The organism is Micromonospora coerulea, from assembly GCF_016598485.1.
Classification (GTDB): Bacteria; Actinomycetota; Actinomycetes; order Mycobacteriales; family Micromonosporaceae; genus Micromonospora; species Micromonospora coerulea.
Window position 1 is genome coordinate 473,972 of sequence record NZ_JAEMUW010000001.1, and the last position, 19,922, is coordinate 493,893.

The following is a 19,922-nucleotide window of genomic DNA, read 5'->3' on the forward strand; positions in this document are numbered from 1 at the left end:
GATCCCCGTCGAAGGAGCACCCCCAGCATGAGCAGTGAACGCCTGGCCGCCCTCCTCGACGAGTACGCCGAGCTCGAGAAGCGCCTCGCCGACCCGGCCATCCACGCCGACCAGGGCACCGCCCGGCGGGTGGGTCGCCGCTACGCCGAACTGGTGCCGCTGCACAAGGCGGCCGGCGAGCTGGAGCAGGCCCGGGCCGACCTGGTCGCCGCCCGGGAGCTGGCCGCCGAGGACCCGGCGTTCGCCGCGGAGGCGGAGTCCATCGCGGCGACGGTGCCGGCGCTGGAGGAGCGGCTGGCGGAGCTGCTGATCCCGCGCGACCCGCACGACGCCAAGGACGTCATCGTCGAGATCAAGGCGGGTGAGGGCGGCGAGGAGTCGGCCCTGTTCGCCGGCGACCTGCTGCGGATGTACACCCGGTACGCCGAGCGGCGCGGCTGGCTCACCGAGGTGATCGATGCGCAGGACTCCGACCTCGGCGGCGTCAAGGACGTCTCGCTGGCGATCAAGACCAAGGGCGTGCCCGAGGGCGGCAACGGCGTCTGGTCCCGGCTCAAGTGGGAGGGCGGCGTGCACCGGGTGCAGCGCGTCCCGGTCACCGAGTCGCAGGGGCGGATCCACACCAGCGCGGCCGGCGTGCTCGTGCTGCCGGAGGCCGAGGACGTCGACGTCACCGTCGACCCGAACGACCTGCGGATCGACGTGTTCCGGTCCTCGGGCCCGGGCGGCCAGTCGGTGAACACCACCGACTCGGCGGTCCGCATCACGCACGTACCGACCGGGATCGTGGTCTCCTGCCAGAACGAGAAGTCCCAGCTCCAGAACCGGGAGCAGGCGATGCGGATCCTGCGCGCCCGGCTGCTCGCCGCCGCCCAGGAGCAGGCCGACGCGGCCGCCTCGGACGCCCGGAAGGCCCAGGTCCGGACGGTGGACCGGTCGGAGCGGATCCGCACCTACAACTTCCCGCAGAACCGGATCACCGACCACCGGATCGGCTACACGGCGTACAACCTGGACCTGGCGCTGGCCGGGGAGCTGGACGGCGTCCTGGACTCCCTGGCGGAGGCCGACCGCGCCGCCCGCCTCGCCGGCGAGACCGAACTCACCCGCCGCTGACTCCCGCCCCCCGGCGTGCACTTTCCCGGAAAGAGTGGCCATCCGCCGGAGAATGGTCGCTCTTTCGGGGAAAAGGGGCTAGCGGAGCGAGGGGGTCAGGAGGCGCGGAGGCGCGCCTTGGCGCGGAGCATCTCCCGGTCGGCCAGCTCGAACGCGGTGCCCAGGGCCTCCCGCAGGCTGGCGCCGGAACCGCTCACCTCGGCGAAGCCGATGCTCACCCCGACCGGGGTGCCGGGCACCAGGGATTCCCAGTCCTCGGTGCGGATCGCCGCGTCGATCCGGCGGGCCACCTCGGCGGCCTCGGACATCCCGGCGCCGGCCAGCACCACCACGAACTCGTCCCCGCCGTAGCGGGCCACGAAGTCGCCCCGCCGCATCACCCGGTTGATCACCCCGGCGATCCGCTGGAGCACCAGGTCCCCCGAGTGGTGGCCGTGCCGGGTGTTGACCGCCTTGAAGCCGTCCAGGTCGCAGACGCCGATCACCACCCGCTCGCCCCGGGCCACCACCGCCCCGATGTAGCGCTCCAGACGGCGGCGGTTGGGTAGTCCGGTGAGCGGGTCGGTGAGCGCCTCGCCCTCGTACCGGGCGGCCTCCCGGCGCATCTCCTCGTGGTCGATCCGGGCGGCGATCCCGTCGATGTAGACGTCGCGCAGCCGGTCGCTGCGCTGCGCCGCCAGCCGGAACGCGAGCCGGTCGGCCCGGTGCGCGGCGGCGTGGTCCCCGGCCCGGGCCAGGGCGATGCTGCGCAGCCGGGCCGGCTCGGCCGCGCCGAGCGTCTCGGCGGAGACCTGCGCGCCCTCCAGCCGGGTCACCGCCTCGATCGGCCGCCCGTCGGCGATGGCCAGGCAGATCTCGCCGAGTTGGCGCATGTCCCGCGCGCGGGCGCTGTCGCCGCCGTGCCCGAGCAGGCGGGCCGGGTCGGCGTCGGTCCCGGACTCCACCCGGTCGCCGAGGACGGCCCGGCGGGCCGCCGCGTACCCGTACGCGGCGAGGCTGCTCGGCCGCAGGTTGCCGGCCCGGCCGGCGCGGAGGAAGCGGGTGAGGTCCCCGGCGACGTCCCGGAGCACCCGCAGGCAGCCGTCGCTGTCCCCGTTGTGGTCGAGCGCGACCGCGTTGCGCAGCCGGATGCCCGGGGCGGCGAAGGTCTCCTCCGGAATGCCGGCGGTCAGCCCGACCTGGCGCGCCCGCTCGATCGCCCCGAGCGCGTGACCGTGGAAGCTGAGGTAGGAGTAGGCCATCGCCAGGTCGTGCCAGCCCCAGGCGGTGTCCCGGTCCGGATCGTCGACGGTGCCCAGCCAGCGGGAGGCCTTGACCAGGTGGGTGACGCAGCGGTCCAGCGCCCCCTGATGGTGCGCGGCGAGCGCGGCCAGCGCGTTGAGGTGCCCGCGCAGGTACGGCTCGGCCAGGTCGCGGGTGGCGGCGGACGCGTCCTCGATGGCGCGGGTGAACTCCGCCGTCCGACCGAGATTGATCAGTGCGGAGAGGCGCTGGACCAGGGCGTCGGCGCGGGTGTTCGGGTCGGTGGTGGTGCGGATGACGCCGTCGAGGATGGCGCAGGCCTCCGCCGAGCGGCTCGCCTCCTGCAGCGCCCGGGCGTGCGTGAGGGCGTCAACCTGGTCGTCGACCCGGTCGAGCCAACCCACCCGCGACCTCCCTGTCGGTGTGCGTCCGGACCCACCTGCTCGTGATGTCACCCGCGACGCTTCATGATTATGTCGTGACCTCCCTCCCGCAACACCCCTCCGAAGGGACAGAACGCGAGCGGCCCTCACGGGCGATCGCTCGGGCGGCCCAGGCCCTCGCCGCGGCGGGGGTGGCGGCGCCCCGGGCGGAGGCGGAGCTGCTGGCCGCGTACGTGCTCGGGGTGCCCCGGGGTCGGCTGGCCCTGGCCGGCGGCTTCGCCGCCGACGACCTGGGCCGGTTCGACGCGCTGGTCGCCCGGCGGGTCGCCCGGGAGCCGTTGCAGCACCTCACCGGCGTCGCCGGCTTCCGGCACCTGGGGCTGGCGGTCGGCCCGGGGGTCTTCGTGCCCCGGCCGGAGACCGAGCTGCTCGCCGGCTGGGGCGTCGAGCAGGGGCGGCGGCGGGGCGCGCCGCTGGTGGTGGACCTGTGCAGCGGCTCGGGCGCGATCGCGCTCGCCGTCGCCCAGGAGCTGCCGGCGGCCCGGGTGGTCGCGGTCGAGCGGTCCCCCGCGGCGCTGGCCTGGCTGCGGCGCAACGCCGCCGACCGGGCCGCCGCGGGGGACACCCCGATCGAGGTGGTGGCCGCCGACGTCACCGACCCGGGGCTGCTCGCCGACCTGGTCGGCCGGGTCGACGTGCTGCTGTGCAACCCGCCCTACGTGCCGCGCTCGGTGCCGGTGCCGCCGGAGGTGGCCGGTCACGACCCGGACGAGGCGGTCTTCGCCGGCGCCGACGGGCTGACGGTGATCCGGCCGGTGATCGCCCGGGCGGCCGAGCTGCTGCGACCGGGTGGGGCCCTCGGCATCGAGCACGACGACACGCACGGCGCGGCGGTGCCCGGGCTGCTCGCCGCGGACGGCCGGTTCGTCGCCGTGGCGGAGCACCGGGACCTGGTTGACCGGCCCCGGTTCGCCACCGCGTCCCGCCGCGCGGACGGCCAGCACGCCGCCGGCGACCCGGCGTGGCAGACTGGCTCCTCGTGATGCTCTACGACTGTCGGTCGCCCGCCGACCGGGACCGCGGCATCGCCGCTGCCATCGAGGCGGTCAAGAACGGCGAACTGGTCGTCCTGCCGACCGACACGGTCTACGGGATCGGCGCGGACGCCTTCACCCCGTACGCGGTGAAGGCGCTCGCGGACGCCAAGGGCGGCTCGCGGCAGGCGCCCCCGGTGCTGATCGGTTCCCGGCACACCCTGGACGGCCTGGTCTTCTCCCTGCCCCGCGCCGCGCGGGACCTGGTCGAGGCGTTCTGGCCGGGGGCCCTGACCATCGTGGTGGAACACTCGCCCAGCCTGGCCTGGGACCTGGGCGACTCCAGCGGCACGGTGGCGGTGCGGATGCCGCTGCACCCGGTGGCGCTGGAGGTGTTGCGGGAGACCGGCCCGATGGCGGTGGCGTCGGCCAACAAGGTCGGCCAGCCGGCCGCGGTCACCGCGGAGGAGGCCCGCGACCAGCTCGGCTACTCGGTCCGGGCGTACCTGGAAGCCGGCCCCGCCGTGGACCCGGTGCCGAGCACCATCGTCGACCTCACCGGTGAGGTGCCCCGGGTGCTCCGCCAGGGCGCGGTTCCGCTGGTGAAGCTGCGCGACGTGGTGCCGGACATCCTCGACGAGCGGGGGGTCTGAGTGCCGCCGTTCACCGTCCTGCACGTGTGCATGGGCAACATCTGCCGCTCCCCGATGGCGGAGCGGCTGCTGCTGCTCGCGGTGCGGGAGCGGCTGGGCCGGCTGGGGGTCGATCCGACCCGCTCCGACGAACTGCTGCACAGCCACAGCGCCGGCACCGGCGGCTGGCACGCGGGCGAGGAGATGAACCCGCCGGCGGCCCGGCAGGTGCTCTCCCGCGGCGGTGACGTGGCCGGGTTCGCCGCCCGCAAGCTCCGCTCGGACCTGATCGACGCCGCCGACCTGGTCCTCACCGCCACCGCCGACCAGCAGGAGTACGTGGTGGCGTTGCGTCCGGACGCGGCGGCGCGCACCTTCGTGCTGGGCGAGTTCGGCCGGCTGCTGGCCGCGGTGGACGCCACCGGGCTGCCCGCGGTCGAGGCCACCCCGGACGCCGTGTACGCCCGTGGGGTGGCCCTGGTGGCCGCCGCCGACGCGGCCCGGCAGGGCGCCTCCGCGCTGCCCGGCGACGACCTCGACGACCCGTGGGGTCGCGGCGACCAGTGCTTCAGCCGGGTGGCCGACGAGATCGAGGAGACGGTCCACCCGCTGGCCGGCGTGCTGCTGACCTGAGCCGTCCGGGCCCCCGGCGCTGGGGTTCTGTCCACCTTCATCCTTCTCCGCGAATTTTCTGCGTGTTTTGAGGAAGAAGGCGGCCTAACGGCCGTTTCCGGTCATTCTGAACGGGTCCGAACGTGAACGGCTCCTGCGGGGAGAGCTGATGAACCGGGCCCATCTCGACAAGTTGTTCACCGTCCTGCTCGCCGGCGTGCTGGCCGGGCTGGCCCTGGCCGCGGCCGCGCTGCCGGCGGCGCTGGTGTTCGGGCTCGGCTTCAAGGGGTTGCTGCCCTACTCGGAGCTGCCCGAGTCGCTGCGGACGCCGCAGCCCGCGCAGCGGTCCAACCTGTACGCCAACGACGGCCGCACCCTGATCACCTCCTTCTACGTGGAGGACCGGGTGGACGTGCCGGTGAGCCAGGTGGCCCCGGTGATGCGGCAGGCCATCCTGGCCGCCGAGGACGTCCGGTTCTACCAGCACCACGGGGTGGACGTCCGGGGCGTGGTCCGGGCCTTCACCGTCAACCGGCGCGACGGCACGACCCGGCAGGGCGCCTCGACGCTGACCATGCAGTACGTCCGTAACGCGCTGGCCAGCGATCCCCGGTTGACCGAGGAGCAGCGGGCCCGGGCCACCGAGATCACCGCCGGCCGCAAGATCCGGGAGATGCGCTACGCGCTGTCCCTGGAACGCGAGCTGGGCAAGGACCAGATCCTCACCCGGTACCTGAACATCGCCTACTTCGGCGCCGGCGCGTACGGCATCGCGGCGGCCAGCAAGCGGTACTTCTCCACCGACCCGGCGCACCTGACCCTGGCCCAGTCGGCCCTGCTCGCCGGGCTGGTCCGCGCGCCGGACAGCGACGACCCGATCAACGGGGACGCCGACGCGGCGCTGGGCCGCCGGGCGTACGTGCTGGACCGGATGGTGCAGACCGGCCAGCTCGCCGCCGCCGACGCCGCGCGGGCCAAGAGCGAGCAGCTCGACCTGCGGCCCAGCGAGACCCCGAACGACTGCGCGGCGGTGCCCGCGGAGCACAACGACTGGGGCTTCTTCTGCGACTGGTTCATGCAGTGGTGGAAGGCCCAGGCGGCGTTCGGTGCCTCCGCCGACGAGCGGCAGCGTACGCTGCGCCGCGGCGGCTTCCGGATCGTCTCCTCGCTCGACCCGGGTGTGCAGCGCACGGCCACCCAGCAGGTGCTGGGGATCTACCCGGTGACCAACAAGCGCGCCGCGCCGACGGCCGTGGTGCAGCCGGGCACCGGCCGGGTGCTGGCGATGGCGGTGAACCGGAACTTCGGCGTGGCGGCCAACCCGCCCGGGCAGCGGAACTACCCGAACACGGTCAACCAACTGGTGGCCGGCGGCGGCGGGATCGTCGGCTATCAGGGGGGCTCCACGTTCAAGCTCTTCGCCCTGCTGGCCGCCCTGGAGTCGGGGCTGCCGCTGAACACCACCTTCGACGCGCCGAGCCAGATCGTCACCGACTACCAGGTCGGGCCCGGCCCGGCGAGCTGCGGTGGCTACTGGTGCCCGAGGAATGCCAGCCCGGGGTGGATGGACGGCGACCAGACCATGTGGAGCGCCTTCGGCCGCTCGGTGAACACCTACTTCGCCTGGCTGACCCAGAAGGTCGGCGCGGACCGGGTGGTGGAGATGGCGGAGCGGCTCGGCATGGTGCTGCGCGCGAAGGAGGACGCCGGGCTGGCCCGGTACGGCGCGAAGGAGTGGGGGCCGTTCACCCTCGGCGTCGCCGCCACGACCCCGCTGGACCTGGCCAACGCGTACGCCACGTTGGCGGCCGAAGGAACCTGGTGCGCGCCCACCCCGGTCACCTCGATCAGCGACGGCGCCGGGCGGAAGGTGGCCGCCGGGGAGCCGGACTGCCGGCAGGTGCTCGACACCGAGGTGGCCCGGGCGGCGGTGGACGCGGCCCGCTGCCCGGTCGGCGACCAGTCGATGTACCGGCGCTGCGACGGCGGCACCGCCGAGGAGCTCGGGCCCGGGCTGCGTCGGCCGCTGGCCGGCAAGACCGGCAGCTCGGAGGGGAACGCCACGGAGATCGTCGTCGCCTTCACCCCGCAGCTCGCGGTCGCCACCGTCGCGGCCAACCCGGACGATCCCCGGGACGCCGTCGGCGGCGGCGTGCAGACCCGGCAGATCACCGCCGTGGGCCGCCTGCTCGCCTACGCCCTTCGCGACCAGCCGGTCCTGGACTTCGTCCCCCCCAACCAGTCCATCGCCTACAACGTGACCGCCCCCCGCACCACCAACTGACCCACCCCACCCCGTCGACCTTGCATCCCGGGTCTCGGCAAGGGCAGAAGGGGCGGATCACCGACCCAACTGCAGGATCGCGGGCGGGGGTCAGACGGGGTGGGAGGTGGGGGTGTCCTGTTCGGCGCCGCGGGCGATGTTGCGGGCCATGCCGCCGAAGACGATGGCGTGGAACGGGGCGACCGAGCCCCAGTAGAGGTGGCCAGGCAGGCCGCGGGGGAGGAATACGGCGCGCTGGACGTAGCGGCTGTGGCCGTCGCCGGTCGGCTCGGCGCGCATCTCCAGCCAGGCCCGGCCGGGCAGCCGCATCTCGGCGCGCAGCCGCAGCAGTTCGCCGGGGACGATCTCCTCGACCCGCCAGAAGTCCAGCGCCTCGCCGATCTGGAGGTGGTGCGGGTCGCGCCGGCCCCGGCGCAGCCCCACCCCTCCGATCAGCCGGTCCAGCCAGCCCCGCACCGACCAGGCCAGCGGGAACGAGTACCAGCCGTGCTCACCGCCGACCCCCTCGATGACCCGCCAGAGCGCGGCCGGCGAGGCGCTGACCGTCCGCTCCCGCATGTCGGTGTAGACCGTGCCGCCGGACCACTTCGGGTCGGTGGGCAGCGGCTCGGCCGACGCGTCCGGCCCGCTCGCGGTCGACCAGCGGGTCTCCACCTCCGCGTCGCGCACCTTGGCCAGGGCCAGGGCGACCGCCTGGTCGAAGCCGGTCAGCCCGCCGGGCGGGTCCGGGACGTACCGGGCGATGTCGTGCTCGTGGGTGACCGCCTCCTGGATCAGGCTCTCCACCAGCGGGCGGGCGATCGAGTTCGGCACCGGGGTGACCCAGCCGACCCAGTGCGAGGAGAGCGAGGGCGTCAGCGCCCGCACCGGCAGCACGATCCGCCGGCGCAGCCCGGCCACCCGCGCGTACCGCTGCATCATCTCCTGGAAGGTCAGCACGTCCGGGCCGCCGATGTCGAACGCCCGGTTCACCTCGGGCGGCAGGTCCGCGCAGCCGGTCAGGTAGCGCAGCACGTCGCGGACCGCGATCGGCTGGATCCGGTTGCGCACCCAGCGCGGGGTGACCATGGCGGGCAGCCGCTCGGTCAGGTAGCGCAGCATTTCGAACGAGGCCGACCCGGACCCGATGATGACCGCGGCCCGCAGCACCGCGGTGGGCACGCCGCTGGCCAGCAGGATCCGCGCCACCTCGGCCCGGGACCGCAGGTGCGGCGACGGGACCTCGTGGTCCGCCGCCGGCTCCGGCCCGCCGAGGTAGACGATCCGCCGTACGCCGGCCGCGCGGGCCGCCGCTGCGAAGTTGGTGGCGGCCTCCCGGTCGGCGGCCTCGAAGTCGGCCTGGCCGAGCGAGTGCACCAGGTAGTACGCCACGTCCACGCCGGCGAACGCGGCCGGCAGCGTCTCCGGCTTGCGCAGGTCGCCCTCGGCGATCTCGGTCCGGGACGCCCAGGGCACGTCGCGCAGCCGGCCGGCGTGGCGGGCCAGGCAGCGTACGGTGTGCCCGTCCGCCAGCAGCCGGGGCGCGAGGCGCCCGCCGAGGTAACCCGTGGCTCCGGTGACGAGGCATCGCACGACTCACAGTGTGGCCCCATAGACTCCTTCGCTGTGGAGAACGCGAGGAACACCTTCTGGGGGCCGGACTTCCAGCAGCTCAGCATCGTCGACCCGGAGATCGCCGGGGTGGTGCTGGGCGAGCTGGAGCGGCTGCGCGGCGGCCTGCAACTGATCGCCAGCGAGAACCTCACGTCTCCGGCGGTGCTCGCCGCGCTCGGTTCGACGCTGACCAACAAGTACGCCGAGGGCTACCCGGGCCGGCGCTACTACGGCGGCTGCGCCGAGGTGGACCGGGCCGAGGAGATCGGCGTCGCCCGGGCGAAGGAGCTCTTCGACGCCGAGCACGCGAACCTCCAGCCGCACTCCGGCGCCAGCGCCAACCTGGCCGCGTACGCGGCGCTGGTGCAGCCGGGGGACACCGTGCTGGCGATGGGCCTGCCGCACGGCGGCCACCTCACCCACGGCAGCCGGGTGAACTTCTCCGGCAAGTGGTTCCACACCGTCGGCTACACCGTCCGTCCGGACACCGAGCTGATCGACTACGACGAGGTGCGCGAGCTGGCCCGGGCGCATCGCCCCAAGATGATTATCTGTGGTGCCACCGCCTATTCCCGGCTGATCGACTTCGCCCGGTTCCGGGAGATCGCCGACGAGGTCGGCGCGTACCTGATGGTCGACGCGGCGCACTTCATCGGGCTGGTCGCCGGGCGGGCCATCCCGTCCCCGGTGCCGTACGCCGACGTCGTCTGCGCCACCACGCACAAGGTGCTGCGCGGCCCGCGCGGCGGCATGATCCTCTGCCGGGAGTCGCTGGCGTCCCGGATCGACAAGGCGGTCTTCCCGTTCACCCAGGGCGGCCCCCTGATGCACGCCGTCGCCGCCAAGGCCGTCGCGCTGCGCGAGGCCGCCCAGCCCGAGTTCCGGGCGTACGCCGCCCAGGTGGTCGGCAACGCCCAGGCGCTCGCCGCCGGGCTGGCCGACGAGGGGATGCGGCCGGTCTCCGGCGGCACCGACACCCACCTGACCCTGATCGACCTGCGCGAGCTCGGGGTGACCGGCGCCGACGCCGAGGTCCGCTGCGACGCCGCCGCGATCACCCTGAACAAGAACGCCATCCCGTACGACCCGCAGCCGCCGATGGTCGCCTCGGGCATCCGGGTGGGCACCCCGTGCGTCACCACCCAGGGCATGCGCGAGGGGGAGATGCGCCGGATCGCCGCGCTGATCGCCCGCGCGGTACGGACCGATCCGGCGGCCCCCGGGGGCGCCGACGAGCTGAGCCGGATCGCCACCGACGTGACCGAGCTGGTCACCGCCTTCCCGGCGTACCCCCGTGGCTGAGCCCGGGACGCGCGCGGCGGAGGCGGCCGCGGACCGTGGCTGGCGGCTGCGCCACCTGCCGGTGCTGCTGATTGCGTCGGCGCTGCTGGCCACGGCGGCGGCGGTGGTCGGCGGGGTGACCCGGGGGGCGGACGGCGCGCTCGGCGCGGCGGCCGGGGTGGCCGTCACCGCGCTCAGCTACACGCTCACCACAGTGGTGCTGGCCTGGGCCGACGCCCGCGACCCGCAGCTGGTGCTGCCGTTCGGCCTGGGCGTGTACGTCGCCAAGATCAGCCTGCTCGGCGCGGTGATGGTCGGGGTGGCGTCGACCGGCTGGGGCGGGCTGGTCCCGTTCTGCCTCGGCATCGCCGCCGGTGTGGTGATCTGGACCGGCGTGCACATCTGGTGGCTGGCCACCGTGCACGCGCGACGCGTCCGCCGCTGACCGGGCGCGGTCGCCGGGCGTCGTCCCAACCTTCGGACGGCACGCCGGTGTGTCCGTGATCGGTCATTCTCTCAGTGGCGGCAGGGGAGTAGCGTGCCTCCAGACGACTTCGCCCACCCGTTTCCCACACAACCAGGTTGTGCGGGGGGTGAGGCACAGCCTCGTCTCCTCGACTGATATCGTTCGCCCCGTCATGGCCGGTGACCAGAAACCCCCAAACACTGGCGGCTCGGACGACGTTCCGTCCGGTGCCGGCCAGGGTTGGACCGCGCTCTCGTACCTCATCGGGGGCATGCTCGTCTGGGGTTTCATCGGCTGGCTGGTCGACCAGTGGCTCGACTCCGGTGGCATCGCCACCGGTATCGGCGTCGTGCTCGGCATGGCCGGGGGAATCGTCCTGGTCGTCCGCCGACTCGGCACGCCTACTTAGGAAGGGACGCGGTGTTCGGACAGGCGAACGTCCTGGCTCAGGGCCAGGCGGAATTCCCACCCAGTGTGGAGGACTTCTACCTGCCCAGCATCCTGCCCTGGGGTGCGCACGACACGTACTGGTTCACCAAGATCACGGCCATGGTCTGGCTCGCCGTCGGCGTCCTGATCATCTTCTTCCTGGCCAGCTACCGGAAGCCGCAGCTGGTGCCGACCAAGAAGCAGTGGTTCGCCGAGTCGATCTACGGCTTCGTGCGGAACAACATCGCGGTCGACATGATCGGGCACCAGGGGGTGCGGTTCGCGCCGTACTTCACCACGCTCTTCTGCTTCGTCCTGCTGACGAACGCGTTCGCGATCATCCCGTTCTTCCAGATCTCGCCGAACTCGCACATCGCCTTCCCGGCCTTCCTCGCCGTGATCAGCTACGTGCTGTTCAACTGGATCGGCATTCGGCACCACGGCTTCGTGAAGTACGTCAAGAACTCTCTGATCCCGCCGGCACCCTGGTACATCCTGCCGTTGCTGATCCCGATCGAGTTCTTCTCGACCTTCCTGGTCCGGCCGTTCTCGCTGGCCGTCCGTCTCTTCGCGAACATGTTCGCCGGCCACATGCTCCTGCTGGTCTTCACGCTCGGCGGCTTCGCGATGCTCAACGCCACCGCCTGGCTGGCACCCGTGTCGGTGCTGTCCTGGGTGATGACCATCGCGCTCACCTTCCTCGAATTCCTGGTGATCTGTCTGCAGGCGTACGTCTTCACGGTGCTGACCGCCAGCTACGTGCAGGGCGCGCTCGCCGAAGAACACTGATCCACTTCGCACCAAACCGTTGTCGTCCCGCGTGACCGTCACGCGTGATAACCAGGAGGAACCAAACCAATGGACGTTCTCGCCGCGGTAGAGGGCAGCACCGCCGCCATCGGCTACGGTCTCGCGGCCATCGGCCCGGGCATCGGCGTCGGCCTGGTCTTCTCGGCCTACATCCAGTCGACCGCCCGCCAGCCGGAGTCGTCGCGGATGACCCTTCCGTACGTCTGGATCGGCTTCGCCGTCATCGAGGCCCTGGCGCTGCTGGGCATCGCCTTCGGCTTCATCTGGGCCGGCGCCTGATCCAGCCCCTCTGACCGGGAGGTTTTCCCATGTACTTCCTCGCCGCTGAGGGTGGTGAAACGGCCGCCCACAACCCGATCATTCCCGCCTGGCAGGAGATCGTGGTCGGTGGGATCGCCTTCATCGTGCTCTGCTACGTGCTGATGAAGTTCGTCTTCCCGCGCATGGAGCAGACGTTCCAGGCTCGGGTCGACGCGATCGAGGGCGGCATCAAGCGCGCCGAGGCCGCCCAGGCCGAGGCGAACCAGCTGCTCGAGCAGTACCGGGCCCAGCTCGCCGAGGCGCGTACCGACGCCGCCAAGATCCGCGACGACGCCCGGGCCGACGCCGAGGGCATCCGTCAGGACATCCTCGCCAAGGCGCGCGAGGAGTCCGACCGGATCATCGCGGCCGGCAAGGACCAGCTCGCCGCGGAGCGGGCCACCATCGTGCGCGAGCTGCGCACCGAGGTCGGCACCATCGCGGTGGACCTGGCCAGCAAGATCGTCGGCGAGTCGCTGGCCGACGAGGCGCGGCGCAAGGGCACCGTGGACCGGTTCCTGAGCGGTCTCGAGAGCGCGGGGGCCCGCTGATGCAGGCCGCCAGCCGGGAGTCGTACAAGGTCGCGGCCGAGCACCTCGACACGTACGTTCGCGGCGCGGAGCCGTCGGCGGTGGCCGCCACCGCCGACGACCTTCTCTCCGTCGCCGACCTGCTGCGGCGCGAGCCGCGGCTGCGCCGGGCGCTCTCCGACCCGGGCCGCTCCGGTGTCGACCGCTCCGGTCTGCTCGGCGAGATGCTGCGGGGCAAGATCGGCGCCGAGGCGCTGGACCTGCTCGCCTCGCTGGTCGCCGGCCGCTGGTCGGCGCCGTCGGAACTGCTCGGCGGCACCGAGCGGCTGGGCATCGAGGCGCTGCTGGCCAGCGCCGACTCCGCCGGTGACCTCGGCGAGGTCGAGGACGAGCTGTTCCGCTTCGGGCAGGTCGTCGCCGGTCAGTCGGCGCTCTCCAACGCGCTCGCCGACCCGATCGCGCCGGTCGCGCGGCGGGCCGAACTGGCCCGGGAGCTGCTCGCCGGCAAGGCCCGGCCGGTCACCGTCCGCCTCGTCGAGGTGGCGCTCGGCGGGTTCGGGGGACGCTCCTTCACCGGAGCGCTCACCCGGCTGGTCGAGTTGGCCGCCGACCGGCGGGACCGCCAGGTCGCGTACGTGACCGTGGCTGCCCCGCTGAGTGACGAGGAGGAGCGACGCCTGGGTGCCCGCCTCTCCGAGATGTACGGTCGAGAGGTTGCCGTCAAGCAGACGGTGAACCCCGAGGTGCTCGGTGGGGTGAGCGTGCGGGTCGGTTCCGACCTGTACGACGGCACCGTCCTGCGCCGCCTCAACGAGACCCGCAACGCGCTCGCGAAGCGCTGACCAGCGCTCTACAGCCCTGATTCGACGCCATCGGACCGGTCGGTACTAGGTATCCCGGGCCCCTGATACTTAAGGAAGCAGAGGATGGCCGAGCTGACCATCTCGACGGAGGAGATCCGTGGCGCCCTGGAGCGCTACGTCTCCTCCTACTCGACCGACGTCTCCCGCGAGGAGGTCGGCACCGTCGCCGACACCGGTGACGGCATCGCCCACGTCGAGGGCCTGCCCTCGACCATGACCAACGAGCTCCTGGAGTTCGAGGACGGCACGCTCGGCGTGGCGCTGAACCTCGACGTCCGGGAGATCGGTGTCGTCGTTCTCGGTGACTCCGCCAAGCTGGAGGAGGGGCAGCGCGTCAAGCGCACCGGCCGGGTGCTGTCGGTGCCGGTCGGCGACGCCTTCCTCGGCCGCGTGGTCAACGCGCTCGGCCAGCCGATCGACGGCCTCGGCGACATCTCCAACGAGGGCTTCCGCGAGCTGGAGCTCCAGGCACCGAACGTGATGGCCCGGCAGTCCGTCGACGAGCCGCTGCAGACCGGTATCAAGGCGATCGACGCCATGACCCCGGTCGGTCGGGGCCAGCGCCAGCTGATCATCGGTGACCGCAAGACCGGTAAGACCACGGTCGCCCTGGACACCATCCTCAACCAGCGGGACAACTGGCGCTCCGGCGACCCGAAGAAGCAGGTCCGCTGCATCTACGTCGCCATCGGCCAGAAGGCCTCCACGATCGCCTCGATCAAGGGCATCCTGGAGGAGGCGGGCGCGATGGAGTACACCACCATCGTCGCCTCCCCGGCCTCCGACCCGGCCGGCTTCAAGTACCTCGCCCCGTACACCGGCTCGTCCATCGGGCAGCACTGGATGTACGGCGGCAAGCACGTCCTGATCGTCTTCGACGACCTGAGCAAGCAGGCCGAGGCGTACCGCGCCGTGTCCCTGCTGCTGCGTCGCCCGCCGGGCCGCGAGGCGTACCCGGGTGACGTCTTCTACCTGCACTCCCGCCTGCTGGAGCGCTGCGCGAAGCTCTCCGACGAGCTGGGCGGCGGCTCGATGACCGGTCTGCCGATCATCGAGACGAAGGCCAATGACATCTCGGCCTTCATCCCGACCAACGTCATCTCGATCACCGACGGCCAGATCTTCCTCGAGACCGACCTGTTCAACCAGGGCGTCCGGCCGGCCATCAACGTCGGCACCTCGGTCTCCCGGGTCGGTGGCGCCGCGCAGGTGAAGCCGATGAAGAAGGTCGCCGGTTCGCTGCGGCTCAACCTGGCCCAGTTCCGCGAGCTGGAGGCGTTCGCCGCCTTCGCCTCCGACCTGGACAAGGCCTCCCGCGCCCAGCTGGACCGCGGCGCCCGCCTGGTCGAGCTGCTCAAGCAGCCGAACTACTCGCCGTTCCCGGTGCAGGACCAGGTCGTCTCGGTCTGGGCCGGCACCGAGGGCAAGCTGGACGACATCCCGGTGGGCGAGGTCCGCCGCTTCGAGTCGGAGTTCCTCCAGTACCTGCGCCACAAGCACGAGGGCGTCCTGCTGGCGATCGCCGACAACAAGTGGGACGACGACATCATCGGCTCGCTGGACTCGGCCATCACCGAGTTCAAGCAGATCTTCCTGGGCAAGGAGGACGAGCAGCGGATCAACGAGCCCGCCGCGAAGCCTCTGGCGGGCGAGGAGAACCGCGAGACGGTGACCCGCTTCCGCGACGGCACGACCGACCGCCCGGCCGAGAGCTGATCCATGGCGGCCCAGGTTCGCGTTCTTCGTCAACGGATCCGCTCGGCGAAGTCCATGAAGAAGATCACCAAGGCGATGGAACTCGTGGCGACGAGCCGGATCGCCAAGGCCCAGGCCCGGGTGGAGGCGTCCCTGCCGTACGCCCGGGCCATCACCGGCGTGCTCACGGCGCTGGCGTCCAACGCGCGGATCGACCACCCGCTGCTCACCCCGCGCGAGCAGGTGCGGCGGGCGGGCGTCCTGCTGGTCACCAGCGACCGGGGCCTGGCCGGCGGCTACAGCTCCAGCGCGATCAGGACGGCGGAGTCGCTGATCGCCCGGCTCCAAGCCGACGGCAAGGAGCCGGTGCTCTACGTGATCGGGCGCAAGGGCGTCGGGTTCTACCGGTTCCGCAACCGGGAGATCGCGGCGAGCTGGACGGGCTTCTCCGAGCAGCCGTCCTTCGCCGACGCCCGCGAGGTGGGCGAGACGCTGATCAAGGCGTTCTCGGCCGGCGCGGACGACACGGACGGAAGCGCCGGGGCGGACGGGATCGTCGGGATCGACGAGTTGCACATCGTCTACACCGAGTTCCACTCCCTGATGACCCAGACTCCGGTCGCGAAGATCATCGGCCCGATGCAGGTCGAGGACCGGCCGCGGTCCGAGGGGCTGCTGCCGGCGTACGAGTTCGAGCCGGAGGCGGAGGCGCTGCTCGACGCGCTGCTGCCGAAGTACATCAACACGCGGATCTACGCGGCGTTGATCGAGTCGGCGGCGAGCGAGTCGGCGGCCCGGCGGCGGGCGATGAAGAGCGCCACCGACAACGCCGAAGACATGATCGAGAAGTACACGCGTGAGATGAACTCGGCCCGCCAGGCCGGGATCACCCAGGAGATCAGCGAGATCGTCGGCGGCGCGAACGCGCTGGCCGCGTCGGGAAGTGAAGTGTGATGACTGCCCCAGTAGAGACCAAGACGGCCACGGGTCGCGTGGTCCGGGTCATCGGCCCGGTCGTCGACGCCGAGTTCCCGCGCGACGCCATGCCGGCCCTGTTCAACGCCCTGCACGTGAACGTGACGCTCTCCGGCGGCGAGAAGAAGCTGACCCTGGAGGTCGCCCAGCACCTGGGTGACAACATGGTCCGCGCCATCTCGATGCAGCCGACCGACGGCCTGGTCCGTGGTTCGGAGGTGCGCGACACCGGCTCGGGGATCAAGGTTCCGGTGGGCGACGCGGTCAAGGGCCACGTGTTCAACGCGATCGGCGAGGTCCTCAACCTCACCGAGGGCGAGACGCTCACGCCGGACGACCACTGGCAGATCCACCGCAAGGCCCCGGCCTTCGCGGACCTGGAGCCGAAGACCGAGATGCTGGAGACCGGCATCAAGGTCATCGACCTGCTCGCCCCGTACGTCAAGGGCGGCAAGATCGGCCTGTTCGGCGGCGCGGGCGTGGGCAAGACGGTGCTCATCCAGGAGATGATCACCCGGGTGGCCCGCAACTTCGGCGGCACCTCGGTCTTCGCCGGCGTGGGTGAGCGCACCCGCGAGGGCAACGACCTGATCGCCGAGATGACCGAGTCCGGCGTCATCGACAAGACCGCGCTGGTCTACGGCCAGATGGACGAGCCGCCGGGCACCCGGCTGCGGGTGGCGCTGTCCGCGCTGACCATGGCGGAGTACTTCCGCGACGTGAAGAAGCAGGAGGTGCTGCTCTTCATCGACAACATCTTCCGCTTCACCCAGGCCGGTTCCGAGGTCTCCACGCTGCTCGGCCGGATGCCGAGCGCCGTGGGTTACCAGCCGACCCTGGCCGACGAGATGGGCGAGCTCCAGGAGCGGATCACCTCCGTCCGGGGCCAGGCCATCACCTCGATGCAGGCGATCTACGTGCCCGCCGACGACTACACCGACCCGGCGCCGGCCACCACGTTCGCCCACCTGGACGCGACCACCAACCTGGAGCGGTCGATCTCCGACAAGGGCATCTACCCGGCCGTGGACCCGCTGGCGTCCTCGTCCCGGATCCTCGCCCCGGAGTTCGTCGGCCAGGAGCACTTCGCGGTGGCCACCGAGGTGAAGCGGATCCTGCAGCGCTACAAGGACCTGCAGGACATCATCGCAATCCTCGGTATCGAGGAGCTCTCCGAGGAAGACAAGATCACCGTGCAGCGCGCCCGGCGGATCGAGCGCTTCCTGTCGCAGAACACCTACGCCGCCGAGCAGTTCACCGGCGTGCCGGGCTCGACGGTGCCGATCGCCGAGACCATCGAGGCGTTCAAGAAGATCAGCGAGGGCGAGTACGACCACTTCCCCGAGCAGGCGTTCTTCATGTGCGGCGGTCTCGAGGACCTCGAGGCCAAGGCCAAGGAGCTGATGGAGGGTTAGACCTCGGTCACACCCAGAGGGGCCACCCCGGCGTCAGCCGGGGTGGCCCCTCTCCGTTCGGGGCCGGTGCTAGCAGATGTCCGCTTCTGGGGCAAGCGGTTCGCTGGAACGCGGGGTAACGTTCGTGGCACGACGCTCACGTTCTGAGCGTGGATCTCTGCAACGAAACGGTCCCGTGCGCCCGTCTTCCAGTCGTGGGCGTGACGATTGGAGATGCTCGTGGGTAAGGCCGGCACGGACGGCGGCAAGCGGTCCTTCTGGCGGGGGGTACCCCGCTGGGCCCGCCTCTGCACCGCCTTCGGCGTGGTCCTCATGCTGCTCAGCGGCGCGGTGCTGGTGGGCTACGAGGCGCTGCTGTCGCGCTACGAGGGCGCGGTCGGCAAGGGCGACCTCTTCGGTGACCAGGCCGCCGGCGCGCAGGAGCGGAAGAGCAACATCAAGGGCCCGCTGAACATCCTGCTGGTCGGCATCGACCCCCGCAACCCGGAGACCCCGCCGCTGGCGGACTCGATCATGATCCTGCACGTGCCGGCCGGGATGGACCGCGGCTACCTCTTCTCGCTGCCCCGGGACCTGCGGGTCGACATTCCGGCGTTCCCCAAGGCGGACTTCGCGGGCCGCACCGACAAGCTGAACGCCGCCATGTCGTTCGGCAGCCGGGTCCCGGGCCAGAACCCGAGCGCCGCGCAGGGCTTCGAGTTGCTCGCGAATACCGTGCAGGAGGTCACCGGAATCGAGCGCTTCGACGCCGGCGCGATCATCAACTTCACCGGCTTCAAGAAGATCGTCGACGCGATGGGCGGCGTCGACATGTACATCGAGCGCGACGTCCGCTCCGAGCACCGCAAGCCGGACGGCACCATGCGCGAGCTCCGGCCGGGCGGCGGGGGATACCTCGGCCCGCAGGCCGAGTACAAGAAGGGCAACGCGCACCTCGACGGCTGGCAGGCGCTGGACTACGTCCGGCAGCGTTACCCGAAGAACGGTGTGCCGGACGCCGACTACGGCCGGCAGCGGCACCAGCAGCAGTTCATCAAGGCGATGGTCGACCAGGCGTTCAGCGCCGACGTGGTGACCAATCCGATCAAGCTGGACCGGGTGATCCGGGCCGCCGGGCAGTCGCTGGTCTTCAACGGCCGCGGCAACAGCGTGGTCGACTTCGCGATCGCCCTGAAGAACATCCGCTCGAACTCGATCGAGACCATCAAGCTGCCCGGTGAGGGCATCGGCACGGGCTCGGCGTACAAGGGGGAACGGCTGCTGCCGGCGGCCCAGGACTTCTTCACCGCCATCCGCACGGAGCAGGTCGACGCGTTCATGCTCGAGCACCCCGACTTCAAGCAGAAGAACAGCTAACCTGAGCGCGAGCGGGCCCCGGCGCACGCCGGGGCCGCCGCGTGACATCCACCGCCACCCCGTGGCGCAGCTCTCGCCACCCGCGTTGGGTGGCCCTCGGGGCCGCGACTAGACTTTCGGCAATCCGCCGCCGCAGCAAGGAGACAGCGTGGCACAGCAGCTTCACGTCGAGCTTGTAGCCGTCGAGGAGAAGGTCTGGTCCGGTGAGGCCGAGATGGTCGTCGCCCGGACGACCGAGGGCGAGCTGGGTGTGCTTCCGGGCCACGCGCCGCTGCTCGGCCAGCTCGCGGAGCCCAGCCAGGTCCGCATCAAGCAGGCCGGCGGCCAGCAGGTGGCCTACGACGTCGCCGGCGGCTTTCTTTCCGTGACCGGTGAGGGCGTCACGGTCCTCGCCGAGAGCGCCACGCCCGCCACTCCGGCTCGCTGAGCCGATCCGCCGATGGAGATCGTGGAAGGGATCGGAATCGGCGTCGCGGTCGTGCTCGCCGCGCTTCTGATCCTCTTCATCCGGCGGGCCCTCTACACCCGCAGCGGAGGCATCATCCGGCTCAGCGTCCGGGTCTCCACGCTCCTCGACGGCCGGGGCTGGTCACCCGGCTTCGGCCGGTTCGCCGGGGACGAGCTGCGGTGGTATCGGATGTTCAGCTTCGCTCTGCGTCCCAAACGGGTGCTCTCCCGCAAGGTGCTGGCCGTGGAGCGCCGGCGGCTGCCCGAGGGGCAGGAGCGCCTCTCCATGCCCGCCGACTGGGTGATCCTCCGCTGTACCAGTAACCATGCCCCGGTGGAGATCGCCATGGCGCGGTCCACGGTCACCGGCTTCCTCTCCTGGCTCGAGGCCGCCCCACCCGGGGCGGTCTCGCCGCGTCTGGCCTCCCAGGACTGGCCGGCCGCCTGAGTGGTTGCGCT

20 protein-coding genes are annotated in these 19,922 nt (G+C 71.8%); 18 read left to right on the plus strand and 2 right to left on the minus strand.

The features are described from left to right. Positions 1–27 precede the first annotated feature (27 nt). Positions 28–1,116: a peptide chain release factor 1 gene (gene prfA, locus I8N68_RS02280; protein WP_200206866.1), complete on the plus strand. Its 1,089-nt coding sequence runs from the start codon at positions 28–30 to the stop codon at positions 1,114–1,116. Positions 1,117–1,211: 95 nt separating this feature from the next. Here the strand turns inward: prfA and I8N68_RS02285 are convergent, their stop codons facing one another. Continuing rightward, entirely contained in the window at positions 1,212–2,762 is a 1,551-nt protein-coding gene (locus I8N68_RS02285; RefSeq protein ID WP_200206868.1) for a GGDEF domain-containing protein, read from the minus strand. Between the two features lie 44 nt (positions 2,763–2,806). Here I8N68_RS02285 and prmC point away from each other — a divergent pair, with 44 nt between their 5' ends. The 4 genes from prmC (at position 2,807) to I8N68_RS02305 (ending at position 7,303) form a co-directional block, all read left to right on the plus strand. Beyond that, positions 2,807–3,784: a peptide chain release factor N(5)-glutamine methyltransferase gene (gene prmC, locus I8N68_RS02290; protein WP_200206870.1), complete on the plus strand. Its 978-nt coding sequence runs from the start codon at positions 2,807–2,809 to the stop codon at positions 3,782–3,784. After that, on the plus strand, positions 3,784–4,428 hold the full coding sequence (locus I8N68_RS02295) for an L-threonylcarbamoyladenylate synthase (protein WP_200206985.1): 645 nt from the start codon (positions 3,784–3,786) through the stop codon (positions 4,426–4,428). The genes prmC and I8N68_RS02295 overlap by 1 nt, the downstream gene beginning before the upstream one ends. Further along, positions 4,429–5,040: an arsenate reductase/protein-tyrosine-phosphatase family protein gene (locus I8N68_RS02300; protein ID WP_200206873.1), complete on the plus strand. Its 612-nt coding sequence runs from the start codon at positions 4,429–4,431 to the stop codon at positions 5,038–5,040. It begins immediately after the preceding gene. Between the two features lie 148 nt (positions 5,041–5,188). Continuing rightward, positions 5,189–7,303 (plus strand): transglycosylase domain-containing protein, encoded by a 2,115-nt coding sequence (locus I8N68_RS02305; RefSeq protein ID WP_200206875.1) that lies wholly within the window; start codon positions 5,189–5,191, stop codon positions 7,301–7,303. A 90-nt stretch (positions 7,304–7,393) separates the two neighbouring features. On the opposite strand, the gene I8N68_RS02310 is transcribed toward I8N68_RS02305, so the two are convergent. Beyond that, positions 7,394–8,875, minus strand: coding sequence for an SDR family oxidoreductase (locus I8N68_RS02310; RefSeq protein ID WP_200206878.1), 1,482 nt, complete (start codon positions 8,873–8,875; stop codon positions 7,394–7,396). Positions 8,876–8,908: 33 nt separating this feature from the next. Here I8N68_RS02310 and glyA point away from each other — a divergent pair, with 33 nt between their 5' ends. The 13 genes from glyA to I8N68_RS02375 all read left to right on the plus strand — a co-directional run bounded on the left by glyA (position 8,909) and on the right by I8N68_RS02375 (position 19,911). Then, positions 8,909–10,198, plus strand: coding sequence for a serine hydroxymethyltransferase (glyA, locus tag I8N68_RS02315; RefSeq protein WP_200206880.1), 1,290 nt, complete (start codon positions 8,909–8,911; stop codon positions 10,196–10,198). After that, positions 10,191–10,622, plus strand: coding sequence for a hypothetical protein (locus tag I8N68_RS02320; RefSeq protein ID WP_200206882.1), 432 nt, complete (start codon positions 10,191–10,193; stop codon positions 10,620–10,622). The genes glyA and I8N68_RS02320 overlap by 8 nt, the downstream gene beginning before the upstream one ends. Before the next feature lie 193 nt (positions 10,623–10,815). Next, a complete protein-coding gene (locus I8N68_RS02325; protein WP_200206886.1) occupies positions 10,816–11,052 on the plus strand; it encodes an AtpZ/AtpI family protein in 237 nt (78 codons plus the stop codon). 11 nt (positions 11,053–11,063) lie between these two features. Further along, entirely contained in the window at positions 11,064–11,861 is a 798-nt protein-coding gene (gene atpB / locus I8N68_RS02330; RefSeq protein WP_200206887.1) for a F0F1 ATP synthase subunit A, read from the plus strand. A gap of 69 nt (positions 11,862–11,930) precedes the next feature. Next, positions 11,931–12,161 (plus strand): ATP synthase F0 subunit C, encoded by a 231-nt coding sequence (locus tag I8N68_RS02335; protein ID WP_200206889.1) that lies wholly within the window; start codon positions 11,931–11,933, stop codon positions 12,159–12,161. A 29-nt stretch (positions 12,162–12,190) separates the two neighbouring features. Next, positions 12,191–12,733 carry a F0F1 ATP synthase subunit B gene (locus I8N68_RS02340; RefSeq protein ID WP_200206891.1) on the plus strand — a complete coding sequence of 181 codons (543 nt, stop codon included), beginning with the start codon at positions 12,191–12,193 and terminating at the stop codon, positions 12,731–12,733. Further along, the gene (locus tag I8N68_RS02345; protein ID WP_200206893.1) at positions 12,733–13,554 is read left to right on the plus strand and encodes a F0F1 ATP synthase subunit delta; all 822 of its coding nucleotides are present in this window, start codon (positions 12,733–12,735) and stop codon (positions 13,552–13,554) included. Before I8N68_RS02340 ends, I8N68_RS02345 begins: the two co-directional genes overlap by 1 nt. 84 nt (positions 13,555–13,638) lie before the next feature. Then, the gene (gene atpA / locus I8N68_RS02350; protein ID WP_200206895.1) at positions 13,639–15,291 is read left to right on the plus strand and encodes a F0F1 ATP synthase subunit alpha; all 1,653 of its coding nucleotides are present in this window, start codon (positions 13,639–13,641) and stop codon (positions 15,289–15,291) included. A 3-nt stretch (positions 15,292–15,294) separates the two neighbouring features. Beyond that, positions 15,295–16,224, plus strand: a complete 930-nt coding sequence (locus I8N68_RS02355; RefSeq protein WP_200206897.1) for a F0F1 ATP synthase subunit gamma — start codon at positions 15,295–15,297, stop codon at positions 16,222–16,224. Continuing rightward, positions 16,224–17,660: a F0F1 ATP synthase subunit beta gene (gene atpD, locus I8N68_RS02360; protein ID WP_200206899.1), complete on the plus strand. Its 1,437-nt coding sequence runs from the start codon at positions 16,224–16,226 to the stop codon at positions 17,658–17,660. Before I8N68_RS02355 ends, atpD begins: the two co-directional genes overlap by 1 nt. A gap of 213 nt (positions 17,661–17,873) precedes the next feature. Continuing rightward, positions 17,874–19,016 (plus strand): LCP family protein, encoded by a 1,143-nt coding sequence (locus I8N68_RS02365; RefSeq protein WP_200206901.1) that lies wholly within the window; start codon positions 17,874–17,876, stop codon positions 19,014–19,016. Between the two features lie 148 nt (positions 19,017–19,164). Then, entirely contained in the window at positions 19,165–19,443 is a 279-nt protein-coding gene (locus I8N68_RS02370) for a F0F1 ATP synthase subunit epsilon (protein WP_089012816.1), read from the plus strand. 12 nt (positions 19,444–19,455) lie between these two features. Beyond that, the gene (locus I8N68_RS02375) at positions 19,456–19,911 is read left to right on the plus strand and encodes a DUF2550 domain-containing protein (RefSeq protein ID WP_200206903.1); all 456 of its coding nucleotides are present in this window, start codon (positions 19,456–19,458) and stop codon (positions 19,909–19,911) included. The last annotated feature ends 11 nt before the right edge of the window (positions 19,912–19,922 follow it).

Coding starts and splice junctions, on each gene's coding strand:
- I8N68_RS02335 (WP_200206889.1), top strand. CDS start 11,931: ATGGACGTTCTCGCCGCGGTAGAGGGCAGCACCGCCGCCATCGGCTAC.
- prmC (WP_200206870.1), top strand. CDS start 2,807: ATGTCACCCGCGACGCTTCATGATTATGTCGTGACCTCCCTCCCGCAA.
- I8N68_RS02325 (WP_200206886.1), top strand. CDS start 10,816: ATGGCCGGTGACCAGAAACCCCCAAACACTGGCGGCTCGGACGACGTT.
- prfA (WP_200206866.1), top strand. CDS start 28: ATGAGCAGTGAACGCCTGGCCGCCCTCCTCGACGAGTACGCCGAGCTC.
- I8N68_RS02355 (WP_200206897.1), top strand. CDS start 15,295: ATGGCGGCCCAGGTTCGCGTTCTTCGTCAACGGATCCGCTCGGCGAAG.
- I8N68_RS02305 (WP_200206875.1), top strand. CDS start 5,189: ATGAACCGGGCCCATCTCGACAAGTTGTTCACCGTCCTGCTCGCCGGC.
- I8N68_RS02365 (WP_200206901.1), top strand. CDS start 17,874: ATGCTCGTGGGTAAGGCCGGCACGGACGGCGGCAAGCGGTCCTTCTGG.
- I8N68_RS02340 (WP_200206891.1), top strand. CDS start 12,191: ATGTACTTCCTCGCCGCTGAGGGTGGTGAAACGGCCGCCCACAACCCG.
- I8N68_RS02295 (WP_200206985.1), top strand. CDS start 3,784: ATGCTCTACGACTGTCGGTCGCCCGCCGACCGGGACCGCGGCATCGCC.
- atpD (WP_200206899.1), top strand. CDS start 16,224: ATGACTGCCCCAGTAGAGACCAAGACGGCCACGGGTCGCGTGGTCCGG.
- I8N68_RS02375 (WP_200206903.1), top strand. CDS start 19,456: ATGGAGATCGTGGAAGGGATCGGAATCGGCGTCGCGGTCGTGCTCGCC.
- I8N68_RS02345 (WP_200206893.1), top strand. CDS start 12,733: ATGCAGGCCGCCAGCCGGGAGTCGTACAAGGTCGCGGCCGAGCACCTC.
- atpA (WP_200206895.1), top strand. CDS start 13,639: ATGGCCGAGCTGACCATCTCGACGGAGGAGATCCGTGGCGCCCTGGAG.